The organism is Pedobacter rhodius, from assembly GCF_027213645.1.
GTDB lineage: Bacteria > Bacteroidota > Bacteroidia > Sphingobacteriales > Sphingobacteriaceae > Pedobacter > Pedobacter rhodius.
The window spans coordinates 87,589-111,376 of the sequence record NZ_JAPWGL010000001.1; the positions used below are offsets into that span (position 1 = coordinate 87,589).

At 37.7% G+C, this 23,788-nt stretch carries 18 protein-coding genes; 17 read left to right on the forward strand and 1 reads right to left on the reverse strand.

What is annotated here, in order from left to right; translation table 11 throughout:
• Positions 1–110: 110 nt before the first annotated feature.
• From O0931_RS00445 to O0931_RS00525, 17 genes are all read left to right on the forward strand, one after another.
• On the forward strand, positions 111–2,615 hold the full coding sequence (locus O0931_RS00445) for a PIG-L family deacetylase (protein ID WP_269413593.1): 2,505 nt from the start codon (positions 111–113) through the stop codon (positions 2,613–2,615).
• Between the two features lie 101 nt (positions 2,616–2,716).
• On the forward strand, positions 2,717–4,408 hold the full coding sequence (locus O0931_RS00450) for a sodium:solute symporter family protein (protein WP_269413594.1): 1,692 nt from the start codon (positions 2,717–2,719) through the stop codon (positions 4,406–4,408).
• Positions 4,409–4,443: 35 nt separating this feature from the next.
• A complete protein-coding gene (locus tag O0931_RS00455; RefSeq protein ID WP_269413595.1) occupies positions 4,444–4,962 on the forward strand; it encodes a DUF2911 domain-containing protein in 519 nt (172 codons plus the stop codon).
• Between the two features lie 212 nt (positions 4,963–5,174).
• A complete protein-coding gene (locus tag O0931_RS00460) occupies positions 5,175–5,363 on the forward strand; it encodes a hypothetical protein (protein ID WP_269413596.1) in 189 nt (62 codons plus the stop codon).
• A gap of 320 nt (positions 5,364–5,683) precedes the next feature.
• Positions 5,684–6,670: a glycoside hydrolase family protein gene (locus tag O0931_RS00465; protein WP_269413597.1), complete on the forward strand. Its 987-nt coding sequence runs from the start codon at positions 5,684–5,686 to the stop codon at positions 6,668–6,670.
• Positions 6,671–6,893: 223 nt separating this feature from the next.
• On the forward strand, positions 6,894–7,487 hold the full coding sequence (locus tag O0931_RS00470) for an RNA polymerase sigma-70 factor (RefSeq protein ID WP_269413598.1): 594 nt from the start codon (positions 6,894–6,896) through the stop codon (positions 7,485–7,487).
• Positions 7,488–7,575: 88 nt separating this feature from the next.
• Positions 7,576–8,721: a FecR family protein gene (locus tag O0931_RS00475; RefSeq protein ID WP_269413599.1), complete on the forward strand. Its 1,146-nt coding sequence runs from the start codon at positions 7,576–7,578 to the stop codon at positions 8,719–8,721.
• Between the two features lie 287 nt (positions 8,722–9,008).
• Complete coding sequence (locus O0931_RS00480) at positions 9,009–12,302, forward strand: SusC/RagA family TonB-linked outer membrane protein (RefSeq protein WP_269413600.1); 3,294 nt, start codon at positions 9,009–9,011, stop codon at positions 12,300–12,302.
• A 10-nt stretch (positions 12,303–12,312) separates the two neighbouring features.
• Positions 12,313–13,701 (forward strand): RagB/SusD family nutrient uptake outer membrane protein, encoded by a 1,389-nt coding sequence (locus tag O0931_RS00485; protein WP_269413601.1) that lies wholly within the window; start codon positions 12,313–12,315, stop codon positions 13,699–13,701.
• Between the two features lie 75 nt (positions 13,702–13,776).
• On the forward strand, positions 13,777–15,267 hold the full coding sequence (locus tag O0931_RS00490; RefSeq protein ID WP_269413602.1) for a TlpA family protein disulfide reductase: 1,491 nt from the start codon (positions 13,777–13,779) through the stop codon (positions 15,265–15,267).
• Between the two features lie 135 nt (positions 15,268–15,402).
• A complete protein-coding gene (locus O0931_RS00495; protein WP_269413603.1) occupies positions 15,403–16,482 on the forward strand; it encodes a calcium:cation antiporter in 1,080 nt (359 codons plus the stop codon).
• Positions 16,483–16,633: 151 nt separating this feature from the next.
• Positions 16,634–17,827 (forward strand): helix-turn-helix domain-containing protein, encoded by a 1,194-nt coding sequence (locus O0931_RS00500; protein ID WP_269413604.1) that lies wholly within the window; start codon positions 16,634–16,636, stop codon positions 17,825–17,827.
• Between the two features lie 109 nt (positions 17,828–17,936).
• Positions 17,937–20,108 (forward strand): outer membrane beta-barrel family protein, encoded by a 2,172-nt coding sequence (locus O0931_RS00505; protein WP_269413605.1) that lies wholly within the window; start codon positions 17,937–17,939, stop codon positions 20,106–20,108.
• Positions 20,109–20,146: 38 nt separating this feature from the next.
• Entirely contained in the window at positions 20,147–20,608 is a 462-nt protein-coding gene (locus O0931_RS00510; protein WP_269413606.1) for an NUDIX hydrolase, read from the forward strand.
• Positions 20,609–20,667: 59 nt separating this feature from the next.
• Positions 20,668–21,519: an NAD(P)-dependent oxidoreductase gene (locus O0931_RS00515; RefSeq protein ID WP_269413607.1), complete on the forward strand. Its 852-nt coding sequence runs from the start codon at positions 20,668–20,670 to the stop codon at positions 21,517–21,519.
• A 59-nt stretch (positions 21,520–21,578) separates the two neighbouring features.
• Positions 21,579–21,980 carry a GlcG/HbpS family heme-binding protein gene (locus tag O0931_RS00520; RefSeq protein ID WP_269413608.1) on the forward strand — a complete coding sequence of 134 codons (402 nt, stop codon included), beginning with the start codon at positions 21,579–21,581 and terminating at the stop codon, positions 21,978–21,980.
• Between the two features lie 246 nt (positions 21,981–22,226).
• Positions 22,227–22,712, forward strand: a complete 486-nt coding sequence (locus tag O0931_RS00525) for a DUF7004 family protein (protein ID WP_269413609.1) — start codon at positions 22,227–22,229, stop codon at positions 22,710–22,712.
• A 1-nt stretch (position 22,713) separates the two neighbouring features.
• Here O0931_RS00525 and O0931_RS00530 read toward each other — a convergent pair whose 3' ends face one another.
• Positions 22,714–23,643 (reverse strand): DNA adenine methylase, encoded by a 930-nt coding sequence (locus O0931_RS00530; protein WP_269413610.1) that lies wholly within the window; start codon positions 23,641–23,643, stop codon positions 22,714–22,716.
• Between the last annotated feature and the right edge of the window lie 145 nt (positions 23,644–23,788).

Sequence of the window (23,788 nt, forward strand, 5' to 3'; positions counted from 1 at the left end):
TATTAAGGATAAAACAGGAATTTGCCTTTATAATAATTTGTACCTTTTTCGTTTCCTGCGCTTCAAAATAAAAGCATTTTAGCATCTTTGATTAACACAAAGCAAATTTTATGTTTAAGCGACTAACCATAATATTCATTTTAGGGTTTTTTACGGTATTTTGTTCGGCCCAGCAGGTTCGTCCTTCAAAATCGTCTGAAATTTACCGCGAACTCAAAACCCTTAAACATCTACCAAAAGTTTTATACCTGGCGGCTCATCCGGATGACGAGAATACCGGTTTACTCTCCTGGTTGATAAATGACCAGAATGTAGAAACGGGTTACTTGTCTTTAACCAGAGGCGATGGCGGACAGAATCTATTAGGCACAGAACAAGGGGCGGCACTAGGTTTAATCCGAACACATGAACTTTTAGAAGCACGGAAACTTGATGGCGCACAACAATTTTTTACCAGGGCAATTGATTTCGGATTTTCGAAAAATACGAATGATACGTTTAAACAATGGGATGCCGACAGCATAACCGCTGATGTGGTTTGGGTTATCCGTAAATTTCGTCCGGATGTAATTATTTGCCGTTTTCCACCAACTGCAGCGGCAGGTCATGGGCAGCATGCAGCTTCGGCTGTGGTTGCAGAAAAAGCTTTTAAGTTGGCTGGCGATAAACGCGCTTTTCCAAACCAATTAAAATATGTAAGTGTTTGGCAACCCAAAAGAGTGCTTTGGAATACCTTTCGTTTTGGAGCCGTGAATACCACAGCCGAGAACCAACTTAAAGTTACGGTTGGTCAATACGATGCGCAATTGGGCATGGGCTATGGCGAACTGGCGGGTTTAAGCAGAAGTTTGCATAAAAGTCAGGGCGCAGGTACACAGTCGGTCGCCGGAATCAGAACTGAATATTTTACCCATGTTTTGGGTGAACAGGCAAAAACATCACTATTTGAGGGCGTTGTTAAAACCTGGACTGCAAAAGGTAATGCAGATATCGATCAATCACTGGATAAGATTATTTCTGCTTTCAATTTTAATAATCCTGACCTGAGTTTACCAGCTTTGCTGGCTTTGCGCAAAAAGGTTATGGCGCTAAAAGATGCAGACCTGAAGAAGGATAAAATAACAGCACTGGATAACATCATTTTAAGTTGCGCCGGTTTTATGGGCGAAATGGTTACCAATCAGGCGGAAGCCGTTGCCGGAGACAGTTACAACTTCAGGTTAAACCTGATTTCAAGAGCATCAAATCCGGTTATTTTGGAAAGTGTAAAATGGTTAAATCAACCTGAAAGTTTCAATAGAAAACTATCGGGCGATTCTTTAATCACGATTGAACATAAAATTCAAATTCCTGCGGATGCTGCTTTGACAGAACCCTACTGGCTGGTGAAGCCTGCAAAAAATGCGGCGACATTTTCGGTAGCCAACGATACATTAATCGGTTTGCCAGAGGCCGAATCTCCACTAAATGTTTTGCTTTCTTTAAAAATCGGCACAGAAAAATTTCAGGTTAAATTGCCGTTGTCATTCAAAAAATTAGATCCGGTGCGTGGCGATGTGGTCGAAGCACTGCGTATTGTTCCGGCACTCGAATTAAAATTTACACAACCTGTTTATTTAATAAAAGAAAACGAAGACTTGCATATCAGCCTGAATTTTAAGGTAAATTCAAACAAAAAGTTTGAGAATGGAAAGGTAAATCTCCTGTACAATGGCGAGCGCGTTGGTGGTGCAGATTCAACCCCGATAAACGTAAAAGACCTCACCGTTGATTATACCATATCAAAAACTAAACTTGCGGACATCAATTCGAACCGGTTACAACTGGACGCAAATTATGTGGTCGGCGGTATAACTTACAATAAAAAACAAGTATTGATTCAATATCCACACTTGCCTTCCCTTCAATATTTTGCACCGGCAACTGCAATTGTAATGAAAGGCGATATTCAGGCAAAAGTTAAAAAAGTTGGTTACATAGAAGGTGCGGGCGATTTTATAACAGATTTCTTACGCATTGCAGGCATTCAGGTTGATGTTTTGAAAGATGAAGATTTTTATGGTTATGTCGATGAATCTGGTATAAATGTAAGTCAAAATAAACTCTCGCAATACGATGCAATTGTATTCGGAGTTCGTGCAAATAACACTGAAAAGAAACTTGGCCGCTGGATGCCCTTTTTATGGTCGTATGTAAAAGCAGGTGGTAACCTGGTTATGCAATACAATACCAATCAGGATGCAACGGTTGATAAATTAGGTATGTATCCTTTCAGCATTGCAAATAAACGGGTTACAGAAGAAAATGCAGCAGTTAAGTTTTTAAAGCCTGACCATAAATTATTAAACTTCCCGAACAAAATTACTGCCGATGATTTTAAGGGCTGGGTACAGGAACGTGGTGCTTATTTCCCCGACAGGTGGGACGCAGCATATGAACCCCTTTTCGAAATGCACGACACAGATGAGGAACCTTTGCAAGGCTCAACATTATATGCTAAATACGGAAAGGGTAATTTTATTTACACACCATTGGCATTTTTCAGGCAGTTGCCTGCTGGAAATGTAGGTGCAGCACGTTTGTTTTTAAACTTTTTATCTGCACAGAAAAACTAAATGAAAAATCAACTCAAAAACTGGAATACCTGGTATGTATTATTGGCGTTGGCTTTGGTATTTCAAATTGTATTTTACTATCTGTTTACTGAATTCTGGGCATGAGTAATATCGATTGGATAGTCCTTATTTTTACCCTTTTTGTCGTAGTCGTTTACGGTGTATTTATTGGCCGCGGGCAAAAAAGTAACGAATCTTACTTGAAGGCAGATAATAAAATGCCTTGGTATATTGTGCTTTTGGGCATTATGGCTACGCAGGCAAGTGCAATTACTTTTCTTTCAGCACCGGGTCAGGCCTATACCGATGGCATGCGTTTCGTGCAGTATTATTTCGGTTTACCGCTGGCGATGATTGTTATCTGCATCACTTTTATCCCGATTTTCCAGCGGTTGAATGTTTATACCGCTTATGAATATTTAGAAAACCGTTTTGATAAAAAAACAAGGGTATTAACTTCTTTGCTTTTTCTTTTCTCCAGAGGATTATCAACCGGGATAAGCATTTATGCACCAAGTATTATTTTATCGAGCGTTTTAAACTGGAACATCTATTTAACCAATGTTCTAACCGGCGGAATACTTTTGATTTATACTTACGTTGGTGGTGCAAAAGCCATCGCCCACACGCAAAAACTGCAGTTCCTCATTATTCTCGGAACAATGGCTTTTGCGGGATATTTGCTGGTTCAGAATATGCCAAATGGAATTGGCTTTAAAGATGCACTTTACCTGGCAGGTAAATCCGGAAAACTAAACGTTATCACTACTAAATTCGACTGGAAAGATAAATATAACATCTGGAGTGGACTGATTGGTGGTTTTTTTCTCGCGCTTTCATATTTCGGTACCGACCAAAGCCAGGTTGGCCGGTATATTACGGCGAAAGATAATACGAATGCAAAAATGGGCCTGCTGTTAAACGGCTTGGTTAAAATCCCGATGCAGTTTGCCATTTTGTTAATCGGCGCCTTACTCTTTGCGTTCTTCTCTTTAAAACCGGCGCCAATTTATTTCAACGAACGTTCCTATCAGTATTTAAAAGATACAAAACCCGATCAGGCAGCTGTTTTTGAAAAGGAACATCAGGCTTTGCAGCAAAAATTTAATTCACTGTCTAAGGAAATTTTAGCCCAAAAAGAAAGCAAATCCCCGGCTTTAAATACGGCCATAGAAAACTTTAAAAAAACACAAAGTAAAGTGAAGGATTTGCATGGCAGGGTAGAAGAGGCGATTAACAATTCAAACTATAACGCAGAGAAAACCGATACCAATTATATTTTCCTGTACTTCGTGAAAAATACGCTCCCGGTTGGCATGATTGGTTTGCTGTTCGCGGTAATTTTTCTGGCGAGCTGGGGTTCCATTTCGGCGGCACTAAATTCCCTTGCTGCGTGTTCATTAAAAGACATTCACCTTATTTTCAATAAAAATATTCCTGATGAAGAAACCGAATTAAAGTATAGTCGATTACATACTTTAGGTTGGGGTATTTTTTCCATTGCAGTTGCCATGTTCGCTACACAAATGGGTTCGCTGATTGAAGCTGTAAATGTATTAGGTTCATTGTTCTATGGCCCAATTTTAGGCATTTTCCTGGTTGCTTTCTATTATAAAAAAATAAATGGACCGCTTGTATTTATTTCTGCCATTCTATCAGAAATAGTGGTTATAGCCGTTTATAAGTTCGATGTGGTTTCATTTCTCTGGCTAAACGTTGTGGGCGCGGCCGCAGTAATCATATTTTCGGCAATCGGAACCTTGTTTTATAAGCCTAAAGCATTAAATTCGTAAAATTAAAAAACAACAAATCAGATAAAAATAATACTATGAAAACGATGATTAAATCCATTACCCTGCTGTTAACAGCAATTACCATTTCAGTAAGCGCATTTGCCCAGGATGCTAAAAAACCCGCAAGTCCGCCGGCAACCGCAACAGGTAAAGTTAAAGATGCAACCATTACGATTGCCTATAGCAGCCCATCCGTTAAAGGACGTAAAATCTGGGGCGGCTTAGAAGCCTATGATAAAGTTTGGCGTGCTGGTGCAAATGAAGCCACTACTTTCGAAACGGATAAAGACATAATGGTTCAGGGAAAAACTTTACCGGCAGGAAAATACAGCTTTTTCTTAATCCCAAAGGAAAGCGGAATCTGGACAGCTATTTTTAATAAAGAACCAAAACAATGGGGTGCCTATAAATATGAGGAAGCTAAAGATGCTTTGCGTGTTGATGTAAAAGTTAAGCCATTAAAAGCAACTCAGGAAACACTGGTATATAAAATAACTAAAAGCGGTTTCTCAATGGACTGGGATAAGATTTCAGTTCCGGTAGCCATAAAATAAAATAAGTTAGTACAAAATTGAAGCCCCAGCAGAAAGTTGGGGCTTTTTTGTTAAGCTTGTCCTGCCCTTAAATAAGTGTCAACCTATTTTAGGACTAGTCAGCTGAATCATTAGGGCATAAATTGTTAATTCAAAGTCAAATGTATTTTTCTTTTTAAGGTTAAAAACTTTTTTTAATTAAGCATGTTATTTGATTATAAAAACATTATAACATGGCTCCTTTAAAAACAGACGAAATCCAAAATGATACGCTAACCAGAATCTCTAAGGAAGAAGAAAACAATCAATTTTTAGAAATGCATCCGGAGGCCTATAAAGTAAAAGGTCCATCTCCGGATAAAATGCAATCGGTATCTGCTTCTTTACGCAAATACGCTCACGGACTATACGGTTTGTTATAGTCATTCAAATAATTAAGTTCCATCTGGGGAATAAATGCACGGGCATAATCAAAAATATGTTCAGGCATTTATTCCCTTTTTGTTATTAACCTGTTTTGTTCGCTGCCATAGTAAGTATATACAAGGTGTATTTTTTAAATTACGACCGGGTAGATTAAATGTTTAGATAATATCAGAAATTGAAGAAATGATACTAGCGGGATGATTAAAATGAAGATAAATTTGGGTATATAAAATCAATGCCTGTTTTTTCGTGAGTCCTGGTGCACAATGACTTGCGTATAAATAGAATTTTTTAACCAAATCTAGAACCTTCAATTATGAAAATTTATCAAATTGCCCCAAGATTGTGGCAAGCTAAAATCCATCACTTAAATATTGTTATTTTACTCGCTCTTGGTATATTAAGCAGCTGTAAAAAAAATGCAGATACTGAACAGCCCGTTCCTGCTGCCGATACAAAAACTATAGCCCAAACAGAATTGACATCGGGTATCGGTAATGGTGTAAATATCCAGCCATCTTATTATAACAGTGGTAATCCTAATTTCGGATGGTCGCTAATGAAGCAACAAACGAAGATTAAAACTGTACGTTTGGAAATTGAGCCGGATAAAGTAACTCAGGCAAAAAACTGGATATCACAGGCAAAAAGCAATGGTTACACCGTTATCGCAACCTACCATAAGTCTAGTGTGCTTGGATCAGACAATACAGCAGAACTCACAGCAGCTGCAAACTGGTGGAAAGCCAATTATGCCAATTTAGCTTCTTCAGGATCATTCACCGTAAACCTGATGAACGAATGGGGAAGCCATAACCTCAGTGCAAATAGCTTTGCTTCCGCCTACAACAATGCAATTTCGATTGTGAGGCAGGTTTACAGCGGACCTATTATCATTGATATTTCGGGCTGGGGACAGGAAACAGCCATTGCAGCAGCGGCAGCAAAAGGTTCAAACGGAGGAACAAAAATCAATGACGGTAATTATATCCTTTCTGCCCATGTATATCCTGGTGCCTACAACCAGGCAAAAGGCCGATACATGAACACATCAGATATCGATGATTTGGCTTCTTCCGGAAAACCCTGTATGCTGGGTGAGTTCGGCAACCAGGGTGGTTCTGGTGCAGACTGGTCAGGTATTGTTGATTATGCAAAATCTAAAGGATGGACGATTCTTGGCTGGGCGTGGAACGGCGATGGTAACAGTATGAACATGGTTAGCCCTTCATGGGCTTCTAATGGAGGTGCTACATCATTTACGCTTAGCTCTTATTTCAGCGTAGTTTACAATAAACTGTAAAAAACCTTAACCTGTATGAATGCCGGCGCAACATTCATACAGGTTTTTTGATAGTCTTTCAAAAAATGTTTTCGAGCTAATCGCAATGTGATATTGCAAACCTTCCCCACATAAACAGGCCGAAAATCTATTCATCTGGCTTCTTCATTATTTTTTTATTCCAAGCAGAATAAAAAACCAGTTTTAGACCATTTTGTAATTATATTCGTGTTCGTATAATTCTATGGTTTCTGTTACGCATTTATCGGATGATGAACTTCTTCTGCTACTCAAAAAAGAAGATAAGCTTGCATTTTCAGAAATCTACAATCGTTATTGGGAAAAAATGGTTTCTTATTCAGTAAGATTAACCAAATCAGAAGATGAATCAGCAGATATTGTTCAGGAGATCTTTGTTTCACTGTGGAACAGAAAGCTTGAATTAATTGTTAAAGGCAGCCTGGCTTCCTACCTGATTAAAAGCACTAGAAATTTAAGCCTCCGATATATTGAAAGAAATATACATTCAATAGATTTTGTTGAAAAACTCACAGAATTCATTGTCGACAAAAGTCAGAATATTGAAGAAAATATTTCATTTAAAGAGCTTCAGGATAAAATTGAATCCGGAATTGCAAAACTTCCTAAAAAGATGCAACAGGTTTATCTTTTAAGCCGAGATGAACAATTATCTTACCGCGAAATAGCAGAAAAACTCCAGATAGCGGAAGGAACGGTAAAAAAACAAATCAGCAATGCACTTAAAATCATTTCGCAATCATTAAATGAACGACTTTCTGTTGTGATGAGTGCCTTATTAATACATCTTTTAAGGTAAAATTCTTTTTTCTTAAATAAATCTACCACCAAAATCATTTTTTTGGAATATCTATTTATAACACGCCATCTAATCGTTTTATATACCTATGAAAATCGAGCAAACTAAAGCGTTATTAAAAAAATACCTGGATGAAAAAGCCAGTCCAAAAGAGAAACATCTAATGGACTCGTTTATTGAAGAACAATTGTTATCAAATTCATGGGATCCCTCTGAAGTTGAAAAGCAAGAGCTCCGATCAAAAATTAAGCAAGGTATTGATAACGAGTTATTTGATGGACATACAGTTGCCGAAAATAAAACAAAATCCAGATTGATAAAATTATGGCGCATTTCAGCAGCAGCGGCGGTTTTAGCTGTTTTTTTACTCGGGGGGGTATACTTTTTAAGAAAAAGAAATGAACTGCCTGAAGCGAGATTTGCCAATGATATTCAACCTGGCGGAAATCAGGCAGTTTTAACTTTAACTGATGGTAGGAAAATTAATCTCGCCAGCAGTAAAACCGGTGAACTGGCAAATTTAAATGGAATTAGCATAAAAAAATCTACAAACGGACTATTGATATTTTCGGTTTTGAAAGCCGAAGAAAACATAAATTCCGACCAGCTTAATACTATTGAAACACCATTGGGCGGTCAATATCAGGTGAATTTACCTGACGGAACAAAAGTTTGGTTAAATGCAGGAACGAAATTGAAGTTTCCAACGCTTTTTACGGGTTCTAACCGTATCGTTGAATTACGCGGTGAAGCTTATTTCGAAGTAACAAAAGATAACAAACACCCTTTTCTTGTAAACAGTGGTGTACAGGAAGTAGAGGTATTGGGTACGCATTTTAATATTAATAGTTATAGTAACGAGCCTGTTATTAAAACGACACTTTTAGAAGGCGCTGTAAAAGTTAGCAATTCAGACATGGAAAAGTTAATTGCACCGGGTGAACAGGCTATACTGAATAATAAACACTTTGATATTAAGGAGGTAGACCCAGCAACTGCAGTAGACTGGAAAAACGGGGAATTTCGCTTTAAGGATGAAAATTTAAAGAGCATTTTGCGTAAACTGTCGAGATGGTACAACGTTAAATTTATTCTGGAAGAAGGCCTTGACAACTTACCGGCTTTCTCCGGGTCGGTATCGCGTTTCGATCAGATTTCAGTTGTGTTGAAAATGCTTGAAGAAACCGGAAACATTAAATTTTACATAAACGGAAAGGTGATAACCGTAAAATAATACGCCTTCAGGGCTAACCATCCTGAAAAATAAATAAATATCAACTCATAAAACCAAAAACATGAAGAAAAAGCTACTACTGCCGCGTTAAGGAAAAAGAAAGGTTTAAACGAAAAAAACCATGAATGTGTTACCAGCACACCCATGGCGAAGTATCTGAGTTAACCCTTTAAAAACGAATTCTGAGGTCCATTTACGCATTAACCCAAACAAACGAAAATATGAATTTTAATCCTTTTTATCAAGGAAGGCATTTGACGTGCCTGTCCAAAAAAATCCTGTTAATTATGAAGCTCACCATCATCATCATGACGACCCTAATCATGCATGTTAGTGCCGGCAGTTTCGCTCAAAAACTAACTTTTTCAGGAAAAGACATAACTATTGACAATTTATTTAAAGCCGTTGAAAAACAAACCGGGTATAGGATTTTGTATGCCACAAATACCCTTAATGATGATGCTAAGGTAAGTGTCAATTTTAGAAATGCACCTTTAGAACAAGTATTGAAGCGTGTTCTGAAAGATAAAGCATTAACTTATAAAATTGAACAAAATACTATACTTATCAAAAGAGAAGAACCATCTTTCTTAGACAGGCTTACTGCTGTTTTTACTTCATCCCGATTTAACGGTCGCATAGTTGATGAAAATAAAAACCCGCTGGTTGGCGCTACGGTTACTGTAAAAGGCACAAAAAAATATGCCATAACTGGTTCTACGGGTGCTTTTGTACTCGACCTAGAAGAAAATGATGTTTTAGTAATTTCCTACATTGGCTATGAAACCAAAGAATTGAAAATCAGCGCGGGTTTATTGCAAAGCGGTGTCGCAAGTCTACTTGATATTAGCCTTAACATTTCTGCCTCATCATTGGATCAGGTTCAGGTTATCGGTTATGGAAGTACGACTAAACGAAATAATACAGGCTCGGTAAGTTCGATAACAGCCTCTGAAATTGGTAAACAAACCATTGAGAACCCGTTATTAGCGTTGCAAGGCAGGATTGCGGGCGTACAAATTACACAGGATAACGGTTTGCCCGGCGCAGGGGTAAGGATGAATATCAGGGGAGCCTATACCGGTCTTTCGGGTGCAGGGTTTATTCCATTGTATGTAATCGATGGTGTTCCGTTTACGCTTTTCAATGGGGCACAACCTGCTTCTGATAATTTAAATGCAAATGGAGTTAGTGCAGCTAACGGAGCCGTGAGTCCTTTTAGTATGATTGCGCCGGAAGATATAGAACGTATTGATATCTTAAAAGATGCCGATGCGACTGCTATTTATGGTTCACGCGGTTCGAACGGGGTGGTTTTAATTACCACAAAGAAAGGGAGTAAAGGAAAAACCAGTTACAATTTCAACCTTAACAGCGGAATAGCAAATGTGTCCAACTATATTCCAATGATGAATACAGAGGAGTATCTGGCCATGCGTAGGGCTGCCTTTGCACGTTCGGGCGTTACACCAACGGCAGCAAATGCTTTAGATTTAACCACCTGGGATCAGAATGCTTATACCAACTGGCAGGACTATTTTATCGGTCATACCGCGCAAATGACAAATTTAACAGGGTCGGTTTCGGGTGGAAATGCTCAAAACTCATTTCTTTTTTCTTCTACCTATCGTAAACAAGGTACCGTTTACGGAAGTGATTATGGCGCAACAACTTTCTCCGGCAGGCTAAACGCAGGGCATAAAAGTGTAGACGGAAAATTCAGTATAGACGGTTCTGTAAACTATGCTTATATGAAAAATCTTTTACCTACTACAGATTTAAGCAGTATTTATGGTCTAGCTCCAAATTACCCGCTTTATAATGCAAACGGAACCGTAAACTGGACTTCAACCAGTCCGCTTTCTTATGATCCGAAGAGAACGGATGCTGAAACAACCAATTTGTTTACCAACCTGAATCTTTCCTACAAGGTTTTGCAAAACTTAACCTTAAGGGCAAATTTAGGTTATACCACAACCAGGTTAAAACAACAGCAAATTAATCCGGCCAGTTCACAAAACCCTGCAACCTCGCAGGTGAGTACCTTAAGGTATACAGATAATGATAACGATAATTACATTATTGAACCGCAAGCCATGTATACCGCTAAAATAGGCGAAGGTAGTTTTGAAGCTTTAATTGGTACAACTTTTCAAAAAACAAATGCAACCGGAATTTTCTTAACAGGTACGGGATATAATAATGAAAGTTTACTTTATTCCTTAACCGGTGCATCGGCTGTTACAACCTCAGCAAATGCAAGCAGCGTTTATAAGTACAATGCATTTTTTGGCCGTTTAAATTATAACTGGAAAGGAAAATACATTGTTGACGGAACTTTCAGAAGAGATGGTTCATCACGTTTCGGTGATAATAACAAGTTTGGAAACTTTGGTGCCGTAGGTGCCTCATGGATATTTACTGAAGAAGATTTTATGAAAGATTTAACTTTCTTAAGCTTTGGTAAATTAAGGGGAAGCTATGGCGTTACTGGTAACGATCAGATTCCGAACTATCAGTACCTTGGGCTTTACTCCACTTCGGGCTCCGGTTATAATTATGATGGGTCTACAACCATAATTCCTTCAAATATTCAAAATCCTGATTTAAAATGGGAAACCAATAAAAAACTTGATGTCGCAGCAGAACTTGGTTTTTTAAAAGACAGGATTTTATTAAAAGCCGATTATTTCCGTAATCGTGTTTCTGATTTGTTAAATACTATTATCATACCATCGCAAACAGGTAGTTCAGGTTATACCGCTAATTTAGACGCAACTGTTCAAACTAAAGGTTTTGAATTTGAGTTAACAACCGTTAATATGGCCTCAGGCAGCTTCAAATGGACAACCAATATCAACTTAAGTATCATCAGAAATAAATTGCTAAAGTTTGATAACCTCGCAAATACCTCATATGCCAGTACTTACGTGATAGGACAGCCAACCGATATCAGACGGTTTTACAAATACACGGGTGTGAATCCGGCAACTGGATTACCAACTTATCAGGATTTAAACGGAGACGGGCTTATCAGTTTTGCCGGCGACCGTTACATCGGTTATTATGGTCATCCATATTTCGGAGGGATGAACAACAGCATCAGCTATAAAAATCTCTCACTTGATTTTATGTTCCAGTATAACCATCGTTATGGGATATTAAATTCAACATTGAGCTCCAGCCCTGCGGGCATTAATTACAGTAATTTAAGTACTGCATTGTTAGATCGTTGGGCGGCTCCGGGAGACGTGGCGCTTTTCCCTGCGGCATCTACGGTGAATGATCCATCTTATGGTAATCTAACTTCTTCTGATGTAAACTGGGGTGATGCTTCTTACCTTAAACTTAAAACCGTAAGCTTAAATTACAGTTTCCCAAAACAATTAACCAATAAATTAAAACTGGCTAATCTCAGTATTTACGTTCAGGGACAAAACCTGTATACGTGGGCAAAACAGAAATATACTTATGATCCCGAGTCGACAGTTCCGGGTACCGGTTCTGCGCTTGGAACAGGTCAGTATATTGCTGCTCCTCAGTTACGTACAATTATATTTGGCTTAAACTGTTCATTTTAATTAGAGAATTATGAAAATTATTTATATGCTTTTCAAAAAGGTTATGGTTCTGGCTTTAGTTGCAACCGCTTTAACTTCGTGCAAAAAATTCGTAGAAGCTGATTTAGCAACGAACCTGATATCAAGAGAGAATGCCTTTGCCAGCGATGCTTCGGCTACAAGCGCTACTTTATCATTATATTCCTATTTTCCGACGATTAATTCGCTACAATATGTAAGCTGGCTCGGCGGCCTTTCTGCAGATGAATTACAGAATACAACGTCCACAGCTGATTTAATTCAATATTCTCAAAATGTAATTGCATCAAACAATGGTTTTTCACAAATTTATCTCTGGGACTATCCTTACCAGGTTATCAGGGAGTGTAACCTGATTATTGATGGTGTAAATAAATCAACTGGTATTTCTGCTTCTATGAAAAGCCAATTAACCGGTGAAGCTAAATTTTTCAGGGCAATGATGTATTTCAACATGGTAAACTACTTTGGCGGCGTACCGATTAGTCCAGATCCCACAGAATTGAACAATGCCCGAAATCCAAGAGCAAGCGTTGCTGAAACTTATGCACAGATACTGGCAGATTTAAAGGATGCACAAAATCTTTTACCGACGACTTATGCAGGAACAGCCGCTTTGAAAGTCAGGGCAAATAAATGGGCAGTAACCGCATTATTGGCAAAGGTTTATTTGTACAATAAAGACTATGTAAATGCCGAAACAGAAGCAACAAAAGTAATTGGTTCAGGTATGTATAGCATGGCAACTGTTGGTAATACTTTTATTAACAGTAGTCCTGAAACCATTCTGCAATTATCATCCCTTTTTGGTGCTTCAGCTTTTTCTACCTATCGCACAGCAAGTTCCGCAAATAATGTTGCGCCTCCGGGTTACGTTTTATACAATAACTTTACAAAAGATTTTGAATTGAATGACAGCCGCAAAACATCATGGGTTGATTCGACAACCTTTAATGCGATTAAATATTACAGAATTAACAAGTATAAGGTTCAAACGGCTACTGCTGCTACACTTGGTAATGAATACACAGTATTGTTTCGCCTTGCAGAACTTTACCTGATTCGTGCAGAGGCGAGGGCTCAGCAAACTGACATTGCCGGTGCACAGAGCGATTTAAATATGATTCGTACCCGTGCCGGACTTGCAAATACAACAGCCTCCACACAAGCAGCGGTTTTAGCGGCAATTGCCAAAGAAAGGAAATTAGAATTATTTGGCGAATTTGGAAACAGGTGGTTTGATTTAAAAAGAACAGGTGCCGCAGATGCTGTTTTAGGCCCCTTAAAAACGACTTATAAAACAACAGCTCAGTTGTTTCCTATACCATTAGCCCAGATAAATCTGAATAATAATCTGATTCAAAATCCGGGTTATAATTAATGTTTAAACTCAGGCTGCCAGTATTAACATTATGGCAGCCTGTTTAAATTTTCACTTTTAAATAAGAAAACCAATATGAAATTTTTAAAAATAATTTGCGCTTTAATGTTCCTTACAATTGCGGTAAATGTTGCGCACGCACAGAAAAAAATAATGCCCGATACCACAACGCAATACCTTAACCGTTTGGTTGCTTCAAAAGATTCGTCTGATAAACAATTATTAAGAGCAAAACTTGTAGAATTAGCGGAAGGTAATACAGAAAAACTGGTATTAACGGCTGCAAACTATTATTATAAAATAGGCGATGTTAAGCAATCTGAAAAACTGTATAAAGATGCTGAAGTGCGTTTTCCTTTAGGTACACAGGCAAGAGGAGCGGGTTCTAAAGGGATTTATGAAATGAAAACTGCTGCCGAGGCGGAGGCCGCTTATAAAGCATGGGTTAAAAAATTTCCTCCGGAAAACTATGAAAATACAGAGGTTTCCAGTCGTTTAGATTACGATTATGTTAGATCGTTGGTCGCAAACAAATTTGCTGCTGAAAAAAATATTGCGAAGGCAAATGCTTATGCAAAAATGCTCGAAGTAGATTTCTGGAAAGGAAATGCCTATTCTGGTCTTACAAGTGCTTTTTACAAAAATGGAGATTTGGTTAATGCAGAAATCTATGCCAAAATGGCCATGGATAATGCCTTTTCTTATATTGATGGAAAAAAAGGCAACGAAAACTGGGCTAAGTTTTCAGCATCAGGTTATCCCGGCCTAACCAGTACCTACGCAAATATCCTTTACGAACGTAAAAAATATGATGAAGCGTTAAAATATTCAGAAATGGCTTATAAGAATAGCAAAAACCTGAATCCTAAATTAAATTATCGTTATGCGCAAATTTTAATGGGCCTGAAAAGAGATCAGGAAGCTTATGACAAGCTGGAAGAAGTGGTTAAAGCAGGTAAAGCAGACCCTGCTATGGCAGCTGATTTTAAAAAACTTTATGTTAAACTTAAAGGCAGCGAGGCTGGGTTTAATGAATATGCCTCGGCAATAAGGAAAAGTTATCTGGACGCTTTAAGTAAAAAGTTAAAAAAAGAAATGGTGACGGAGCCTGCAGCAACCTTTACCCTGACTGATTTAGATGGTAAACAGGTTTCACTGGCTGATTATAAGGGCAAAATTGTAATCCTCGATTTTTGGGCAACCTGGTGCGGGCCTTGTAAGGCTTCTTTTCCGGCAATGCAAATGGCAGTAGACAAGTATAAGGATGATGCGAATGTTAAATTCCTTTTTATCCATACCTGGGAACGGGAAGCTAATCCGACAGCAGATGCCACTGCATTTATTAAAAATATGAAGTATAGTTTTGAGGTTCTGATGGATATTAAAGATGCCCAGACAAAAAAAAATAAGGTCGTTAGCAGTTATAATGTAATTGGTATCCCGGCAAAATTTGTGATTGACGGAGCAGGAAACATCAGATTTAAATTAACAGGTTTCGATGGAAGCAATGAAGCAGCTGTTGATGAACTCACCATGATGATTGATATGGCTAAAGCAAAATCATAAACATAATTTTCACATAAGTTTTTAAGCCCTGCCTGAGATATTTATCTTCAGGCAGGGCTTAATTTTTTTGGCTGGAGGTTATTCTTAAAAACTCTTAAGTTGTTTTTTTGTTAGGCTTTAAACTTCTTGAGTATTATGGATAAAACACTTGCTTTACCAAAATGGACCATGCTTCTTCCCGCATTGGGTATTTTAACTTATGCATTAACTGGTTTTGATTTAGGTATTTACCTGAAAGTTATACTTGCCTTAGTGCTCATTGGAAATGTAATTGCATCAGTACATCACGCAGAAGTTATTGCCCATAAAGTTGGTGAACCATTCGGAACCATTATACTGGCCATAGCCATTACAACTATTGAAGTTGCACTTATCGTTTCTTTAATGTTAAGTGGCGGAGAAGGTGTAAGCGAACTGGCAAGAGATACCGTTTTTGCTGCCGTGATGATTATAATGACGGCAATTGTAGGCATTTGTATTTTGAAGGGCGGCATTAAATTTAATGAACAGGTGTATAAGCTCAGCGGTATAAATACCGCTTTGATAACCTTATTGGCTATTATTGTACTTACACTGATTTTGCCAAACTTTACCATTAGCGGGCCTGCAGGAGAATATAGTACAAGTCAGCTTATTTTTGTGTCGGTTGTTTCTCTGATTCTTTATGGAGGTTTTATTTTTGTTCAAACCCTAAGGCACAGAGATTATTTTCTGCCTAAAGATTCAGCATCTGAAGATGAACATGCACTACCGCCCAATAAAAAAACGGCAATAGCAAGTCTGATTTTTTTGCTTATCAGTTTGGTTCTTGTTGTTTTGCTTGCCAAATACCTTTCTTATGATCTTGAAAATATTGTGCTAAACCTTGGCGCACCAAAATCTTTGGTCGGTGTAATAATTGCGGCCATTGTGCTGCTACCGGAGGGACTCGCTGCTTATAAAGCGGCCAAAATGAACAGGTTGCAAACCAGTTTAAACCTGGCTTTAGGTTCGGCATTGGCGAGTATCGGGTTAACAATACCTGCGGTTGCCATCGTTTCAATTTATATTGGGATGCCCTTGGTTCTGGGTATTGATGCCAGATCAACAGTACTGCTCTTGCTTTCTACGCTAACTTTGATTTTTACGCTGGCTACAGGTAAAACGAATGTACAGCAGGGTATCGTACTTTTAGTCATTTTTGCTTCTTATCTTTTTTACACGATAATACCATAAAGAAAAATTTTCGCTCTGTTAAAACTGTAAAATATAGATGAGATCTGATGGTAGCAATATCGTTGGTTTATTAATTAATTAGCCGTTGTCTATACAAATTCTGTGTAAATATGTACTTGAAAAATAAGCTATTTATACTTAATTTGGTAAAATGCTTTTCGACTTCAGTCTCTACAGTTGCCTTCTGCTGATTTTCTTTTTCCATATTCTTGTTTATAGTTTTCTGTTTTTTAACAGGGGCATACAACAAGAAAATTATGCAGATAAAATAATGGGCTGGTTTTTGGTGGTTGCGGCGCTGCTAATTGTACCGTTCATGGTTGGCTTTGCGGGCTGGTACGATAACCAACCCTACCGCGACATTTTATTTTTTGTCCCATTTGTTCATAGTCTTTTTATTGGTCCGTTGCTTTATTTTTACACCAGGGCAATTTTTAACTATGATTTCAGGATTAAAGGCCTTGATTTTTTTCACCTGTTGCCCGGTTGCCTCTATTTAATCGTAAATATAATCATTAGTTCGGTTGATGTTTTTTTATATAAAAGCTATAATTTAACCAATGAACACGAAGACCCTGACTTTGCCACCTGGTATACGGTCTTATCCATGCTGAGCATTCTTGTTTATCTTTTTTTATCCATCCGATACTATAACCAATTTAAGAAATATACGGCCATAGCAACTTCTTTTGCCGACCAAGCCGGTTTGAAATGGTTAAGGAACTTTTTGTATGCTTTTTCACTGCTCAGTATTATGCCTATAATCAGGGCCGTGTTATCATACTTTGATTTCTTTGAACGGATGCGCTATTTTGGTCCCTGGTATTACTATGTAGGTTTTGCAATAGTGGTCTATTATATTGCAATAAATGCATTTCATGCCGTCCACTTACCTTTGCATAAAATTCAGTTCAACCCTCAATTGCTTCTTGGGTTCGATTTAAAGGAGCAATCTGCCGAAAATGTTAAAAAATCTGCGGCTTTTGAAATTCCGCCTGCGGTTGATGGAAAAGAGATTGCATTGAAAGAAGCTTTAAAAGCCCTTATGGAAAATGAACTGTTGTTTGAGCGATCAGATTTAACACTTAGTGAAGTGGCCAAAAAACTTCAAACCAATTCAGTGGTACTTAGCAGGGCTGTAAATCAACAGTTCAGGCTTAACTTTAACGATTACGTTAACCAATACCGGGTTAACGCCGTAATCGAACGCCTTTCCATGCCTGAATTTAAAAACCAGACTTTACTGGCGATTGCCTTTGATGCAGGTTTCAATTCAAAGGCAACCTTCAACAGATCCTTTAAAAAGTTTACAGGTAAGAACCCGAAAGATTTTCTTGCCACATAAAATATGTCTCAAATTATAATTTGAACCCTAAAGTTGTTGCCTCACATTATGATATGAGGCGACTACAAATGGCTTTATGCTGAGTTTTGAAGAAAAAAGCTCAGGTTTTATGAAAAATTTTTTAATTTATTTCAATCTGTTTTTGTGTGGTTTAAATGCAAATGCACAGAAAAAGGATAGCACTTTTGTAAAAAAAGATTCGCTCAAAATTTATAACCTTAAGGAAGTAACGGTTAAAAGCGCTGTTCCGATGGTTAGGGTAAAAACCGATAAAATCCTGATGAATGTTGATGCTGTTCCTAATGCAGCCGGATTAAATGCATTAGAACTTTTGCGGCAGATGCCCGGCGTAACAATTGACGGACAGGATAACGTGAAAATCAGCGGCAAAAATGGCGTTCAGGTATTACTTGATGGTCGCATTCAAACGCTTAATGCTCAGCAATTAAGTGCGTTATTAAAGGGTACATCATCTGCCAGTCTGAAAGCTATAGAAGTCATATCTAATCCCTCTGCTAAATATGATGCTGCGGGCAATGCAGGAATTATAAATCTGATTTTTAAAACTTCGGGTGCTTATGGTACAAGCGGAAACTTAACAGCAGGTTATCAAAAAATGGATCATTACCGTCAGAACAGCGCATTGAACCTTAATTATAAAGGTGCAAAACTAAGTGCATTTTTAAACGGAAATTTTGACAACAGTTTGCAGTTTACAAAAGTAAGCAGCAACCGCATCCTTAGCGATAAAGTATTTGACCAAAATGGTGTTGAGCAGCAGGGCTATAGCAATTCAATGGTTCGTACAGGTTTGGACTATACATTCAATAAAAAACATAAAATCGGCACAATATTAAATTATCAACGCACCTGGGATGATTTCCCTTCTAATGCAAGTACTTCAATTATAGGCAATGCCGCTGATGTGCTTTTTACAAATACACTGGCGAACCTGACAGAGAATCGTTTTTCGACAAATTTGAATTATCAGTATGCCGCTAAAAACGAAAGTAGGCTGAATGTGGAAGTAGATTGGATGAGGTACAGTTCAAACCTCAATAATCTGGTTGATAATGCATTTGAGCGTGCGGTTCAGCAAACATCATTTAAAAATGATACCAGGAGCAGGATTAACCTGTTCTCGGCAAAAGCAGATTATAGCAAAGCGTTCTGGAAGGGAAACTTTGAATCCGGATTGAAATTTTCTTCCAGCCAAACCGGAAACGAACTGCGGGGTGAACAAAGCGGAAGTACCGGAAGCATGCAGGTTAATCTTTATAATGATTTTGATTACAATGAAAAAATTGCGGCAGCTTACACAAGTTTTGAACGTAGTTTTGGTAAATTAAACATTCAGGCAGGCCTTCGCGGAGAATACACCAGTATGAAAGGATTATCTATTAATGAGATTGGGCAAAAAACTGCTTTGCCCGACACATCTTATGTTAATATCTTTCCTACATTTTTTTTGCGGTACCAGTTGGATGATAAAAACAGTTTTGGTTTTGCATACAGCAAAAGGGTAAACCGGCCTTCTTTTCAGGATCAGAATCCATACGTTTACCGTACCGATTTTTATTATGCCTCACAGGGCAACCCCTTGTTACTACCCCAGTTTACACAAAGCCTGGAGCTTGATTACACGTTTGATGGTCAGCGCCAGTTGAAAGTAAATTACAACACAACCCGCGATTTGATCGAGTTTGTACAAACCCAGTCAGGTGATCAAACCACGGTTCTGCCCGTCAATGCCGGAACCCGCAGTTACCTGAACATGAGTTTAAGTACACCATTTAAATTCTTTAAAATATGGGAGGGGTATTTTTCTGCCGAACCTTATTATCAATTTTATAGAGCAGATTTAAGCGCCTACAACGGACTGGCTAAAATCAGCAATGGAGGCGTTGGCTTTAATGGCTATTTAAGCAATACTGTCGATTTGGGAAAAAAGTGGAAGGCCGGATTAAGCACCTGGTTTAATTATGCCAGCCGCTCTTCCATTTATCGCACAAAAGCGATTTCAAGCGTGGATTTCAGCCTTAAAAAAACGTTACTTAACGATAAATTAAATTTAAACTTAGCCATGCGTGATATTTTTAACACGCAAAAATGGGAGCAGACCGCTGTAATAGGTCAGATTAATCAAAGCAGTTTACGTAAATGGGAAAGCAGGGGGCTTTATGTTGGTTTAAATTACAACTTCGGTAATACAAAAGTTAAAAACTTAGGCACAAAAGGCAATAAGACCGACGAACAGGAGCGAATAAAATCAAGAGGATAATCATTATACTATTTAAGCCTAATGTGTAACTTGCAATAATGAAAGTGAGCGCAGGTTTATTAATATTTCGAAAAATAGCTAATCAATTTGAGTTTTTTTTAGTCCATCCGGGCGGGCCGTTTTTCGCTAAAAAAGATGTAGGCTGGTGGACTGTTCCTAAAGGCGAAATCTTAGAAAATGAAAAGCCAATAGATGCTGCAGTTCGGGAGTTTGAAGAAGAAACCGGATTTAAGGTTTCCGGAGATTTTGAGGAATTAAATCCCATCACTCAAAAAGGAGGAAAGAAAGTATTTTGCTGGGCAATAGAATTTGATGTTAATGCAGCTGAATACCTTAGCAACACTTTTGAAATGGAATGGCCGCCACGTTCAGGCCAAAAGAAAATTTTTCCTGAAATTGATAAGGCGGGTTGGTTTAAATATGATGAAGCGGCCAAATTAATTAATGAAAAACAGATTTCTTTTTTAGAAGAAGTTCTTGGTAAGTATTCCGCTTCGTAAGCTTCTTTACAGCAATCAAAGCATTTCAGTTTTAAATCTTATTATGTGATATTTGCTACATGGAGCAAATAAAAATAGGATGGATTGGCCTTGGTAACATGGGTATCCCAATGGCTGAGCAATTAATAAAAGCTGAATACAATGTAAAGGTTTATAATCGAAATAAAATTAAAGAAGAAGCCTTAAAAAATATGGGCGCTTCAATAGCAGCATCGCCAAAAGAATTATTAAACAGTTCTGATATCGTTTTTCTGATGGTTTCTGACGATGAGGCAATAAATCAGATTTTTAAAAATAAAGATGGTTTGCTTAATGATAATTCTACTGGTAAGATTATTATTAACATGAGCACAGTATCTCCAGGTATTAGTTTGGAAATGGCTGCATTGTGCAAAGAACAAGGAAATTTTTATTTAGATGCACCCGTGTCTGGAAGTGTTAAGCAAGCCGAAACCGGTACATTGGTAATTATGGTAGGCGGAGATGAACATGCTTTTGAAATTGCTAAACCAGTGCTAGAGAAATTAGGTAAACTAGCCATGCATATTGGTGAAAATGGTGCCGGAAATAATGCGAAACTGGCCATCAATTCTTTGCTTGCCTTATATGCCCAGGGATTAGCAGAAACAGTTTTATTTGCAAATCAACAGGGTGTTAAAACCGAAGATTTACTAAACCTTATCAATAACGCTGCGATAGGGAACATATTTACCAAAATTAAAGGCGATGCCATTTTGCAGGATAATTATAAAGCTGCCTTTGCATTAAAACATATTGTGAAAGATTTAGGCTTGGCTAAAGCAGAGGGGTTATCATCGCCTTTAGGGAGTGTAGCTTTCGAAGTTTATAAAAATGCAGCAGCTCAACACGGCGAAGAAGATATCATTTCCGTGATAAAAGCGTTAAAATAGGTTAATGATTAAACTTTATATAGAATAACATGTTGTAATTAAACTAATAAATATAAATCATGAACATAACACTAGAACAAGCAGAATCAGTTATCGCAGCCGCTAAAAAGAAAGCTACAGAAATTAATACTAAAATGAATATTGCTGTGGTAGATGCAGGCAGTAATCTCATTGCCTTTGTGCATATGGATGGTGGTTGGATTGGTTCGGTAGATATTTCTATGAAAAAAGCAAAAACCGCGGCTTGGTTTCAAATGGATACTAAAGCGTTAACTCCTTTAGTGCAACCCGGGCAGCCTTTATTTAATATCGAGCATTCTAATGGCGGGTTAATTACCTTTCCTGGTGGCGTAATTTTAAAAGATGCTTCTGGTGAGATTATTGGTGCTGTTGGTGTATCAGGTAGTACAGTTGATGATGACCATGAGGTGGCGGAAGCAGGTGCTGCGGCCGTTAAATAACCGGCAATGCGCCCTGATTAAAAGAAAGCAGAAGTCATTTTAATTGAATATAATAATAAAAACCAACCTCTCCCTGAAAGAAGGAGGGGCGCTGAACATATTAAAAACGCTCGAATCTCATTTAGTATAAGATAAGTTACTCCCCTCCTGATTTAGGAGGGGCTGGCGGTGCTCAAACCACCACAAATCCCCGGAAAGTTCTTAAATTTATAACCATCCCGTTTTAATTATTTTAATTTAAATAGAATGGCAACGCTCATCAAAGCAATAAATAATAATGTTTTCATCGAGTTTGATAAGGGAAAATTTGATGAATGGTGTGTTTATCTAACCAGAAATACAAGCAAACGTTACGCACCTTCAGATACCGAATATTTTCGGCGTCTCCAGGAACTCGGCAAACTACATTCACCACAAAAAATTTATAATGATTTTATAAAATTCTACAACCCTACAGACAAAACCATGAACCAAGCTATTTTAGAAACAATAGATAGTCTGGCTGAAAGTTACGCTGAAGACGCAGAAGAAATTAACATTTGGTTTACTGTAATTTATGCCGGAATGGTAGCCGAGGAAAATAAGGAACATGCTGTTTTAAAGAAACGCATAAAAAGACTGGGCATGCACCAGGTATTAATTGAAAACGTGAAACCTGAATATGCTGCAAATTTCTCAAAAGGAAAAAAATGGATGGAGTTGGATACGGTTATGAAAGAGAAAGAAATCTGAATTATTTTTTATAGTTCATAATCAAAACCTCGTTAATTTCACCCCTTTTTGCCGAATTAGAATTTATCATTCTTTTCGCTTTAATTCTTACAATTGTATTTGAAGGCCTGCCAAATAATTCGTCAAAGAAATTGTTTTCAGGCTCAATATTTTTTGGGTCTGAATTGCTCAATAGCCAACGGTAGTTTTTTCCTGTTAATAATTCCGTAAACGCTGCAAGTCTGATTTGTTCATTATCACCGAATTCGCCCTTGGCATAAGCATTAAAAGAGGATGTTTTGCTTATTGGTTTATAGGGAGGGTCGAAATAAAAAAAACTATTTTTGCTGGCATATTTTAAAGTTTCCTGATAATCCCCATTTAGGATGGTTACATTTTGCAAAAGCTTGCTGATTTTATGAATATTTACCGGGTCTGAAATTTTTGGTTTAACATATTTACCGAATGGAACATTAAAAAGATTTTTGCTGTTTACGCGATATAAGCCATTGAAACAAGTACGATTCAGAAAAATGAAATAAGCTGCATTTTCAATTTTGTAATCTGTTTTATCGTTAAATTTTGATCGGATAGCCATAAAGAATTCTCTTTTTTCTCCCTCTGAGTTTAAATTGTAAAAGTTTATTTCTATTGAATCTAAAACTTGTATTAATTCATCAGGCTTTGATTTAATGATTTCATAAACGTTAATCAAATCCGAATTTATGTCATTAATAACCGCTTTTTTAATATTGAATTTTTGAATAAACCAAAAGAAAACGGCACCACTCCCAATGAAAGGTTCGATATAAGTTAAATTTTCATTTTTCCCGAGTGCATGGGGCAGATAGTGTTCAATTGCGGGTATTAATTGTGTTTTACCACCTGCCCATTTTAGAAATGGTTTTGCTAATGTATTTTGTTTGGTGGTATTTTGCAAAGTTAAAGCCATCAGATTTTGTATCGCAAGTTATAAAAATACCCCCATCCAAATGCTTTAAAAATTGCTTTTTATCTTTACCATCAATTTAAGCACCAGCTCCCGTTTATTTTAAGTAAATTTGAGCAAATCATTAAAGGGTCGCGTTCTCCCGGCC

Excerpts from the sequence above, each read along its gene's own strand:
- O0931_RS00445 (WP_269413593.1), top strand. The coding sequence starts at position 111 with ATGTTTAAGCGACTAACCATAATATTCATTTTAGGGTTTTTTACGGTA.
- O0931_RS00450 (WP_269413594.1), top strand. The coding sequence starts at position 2,717 with ATGAGTAATATCGATTGGATAGTCCTTATTTTTACCCTTTTTGTCGTA.
- O0931_RS00455 (WP_269413595.1), top strand. The coding sequence starts at position 4,444 with ATGAAAACGATGATTAAATCCATTACCCTGCTGTTAACAGCAATTACC.
- O0931_RS00460 (WP_269413596.1), top strand. The coding sequence starts at position 5,175 with ATGGCTCCTTTAAAAACAGACGAAATCCAAAATGATACGCTAACCAGA.
- O0931_RS00465 (WP_269413597.1), top strand. The coding sequence starts at position 5,684 with ATGAAAATTTATCAAATTGCCCCAAGATTGTGGCAAGCTAAAATCCAT.
- O0931_RS00470 (WP_269413598.1), top strand. The coding sequence starts at position 6,894 with ATGGTTTCTGTTACGCATTTATCGGATGATGAACTTCTTCTGCTACTC.
- O0931_RS00475 (WP_269413599.1), top strand. The coding sequence starts at position 7,576 with ATGAAAATCGAGCAAACTAAAGCGTTATTAAAAAAATACCTGGATGAA.
- O0931_RS00480 (WP_269413600.1), top strand. The coding sequence starts at position 9,009 with ATGAAGCTCACCATCATCATCATGACGACCCTAATCATGCATGTTAGT.
- O0931_RS00485 (WP_269413601.1), top strand. The coding sequence starts at position 12,313 with ATGAAAATTATTTATATGCTTTTCAAAAAGGTTATGGTTCTGGCTTTA.
- O0931_RS00490 (WP_269413602.1), top strand. The coding sequence starts at position 13,777 with ATGAAATTTTTAAAAATAATTTGCGCTTTAATGTTCCTTACAATTGCG.
- O0931_RS00495 (WP_269413603.1), top strand. The coding sequence starts at position 15,403 with ATGGATAAAACACTTGCTTTACCAAAATGGACCATGCTTCTTCCCGCA.
- O0931_RS00500 (WP_269413604.1), top strand. The coding sequence starts at position 16,634 with ATGCTTTTCGACTTCAGTCTCTACAGTTGCCTTCTGCTGATTTTCTTT.
- O0931_RS00505 (WP_269413605.1), top strand. The coding sequence starts at position 17,937 with ATGAAAAATTTTTTAATTTATTTCAATCTGTTTTTGTGTGGTTTAAAT.
- O0931_RS00510 (WP_269413606.1), top strand. The coding sequence starts at position 20,147 with ATGAAAGTGAGCGCAGGTTTATTAATATTTCGAAAAATAGCTAATCAA.
- O0931_RS00515 (WP_269413607.1), top strand. The coding sequence starts at position 20,668 with ATGGAGCAAATAAAAATAGGATGGATTGGCCTTGGTAACATGGGTATC.
- O0931_RS00520 (WP_269413608.1), top strand. The coding sequence starts at position 21,579 with ATGAACATAACACTAGAACAAGCAGAATCAGTTATCGCAGCCGCTAAA.
- O0931_RS00525 (WP_269413609.1), top strand. The coding sequence starts at position 22,227 with ATGGCAACGCTCATCAAAGCAATAAATAATAATGTTTTCATCGAGTTT.
- O0931_RS00530 (WP_269413610.1), bottom strand. The coding sequence starts at position 23,643 with ATGGCTTTAACTTTGCAAAATACCACCAAACAAAATACATTAGCAAAA.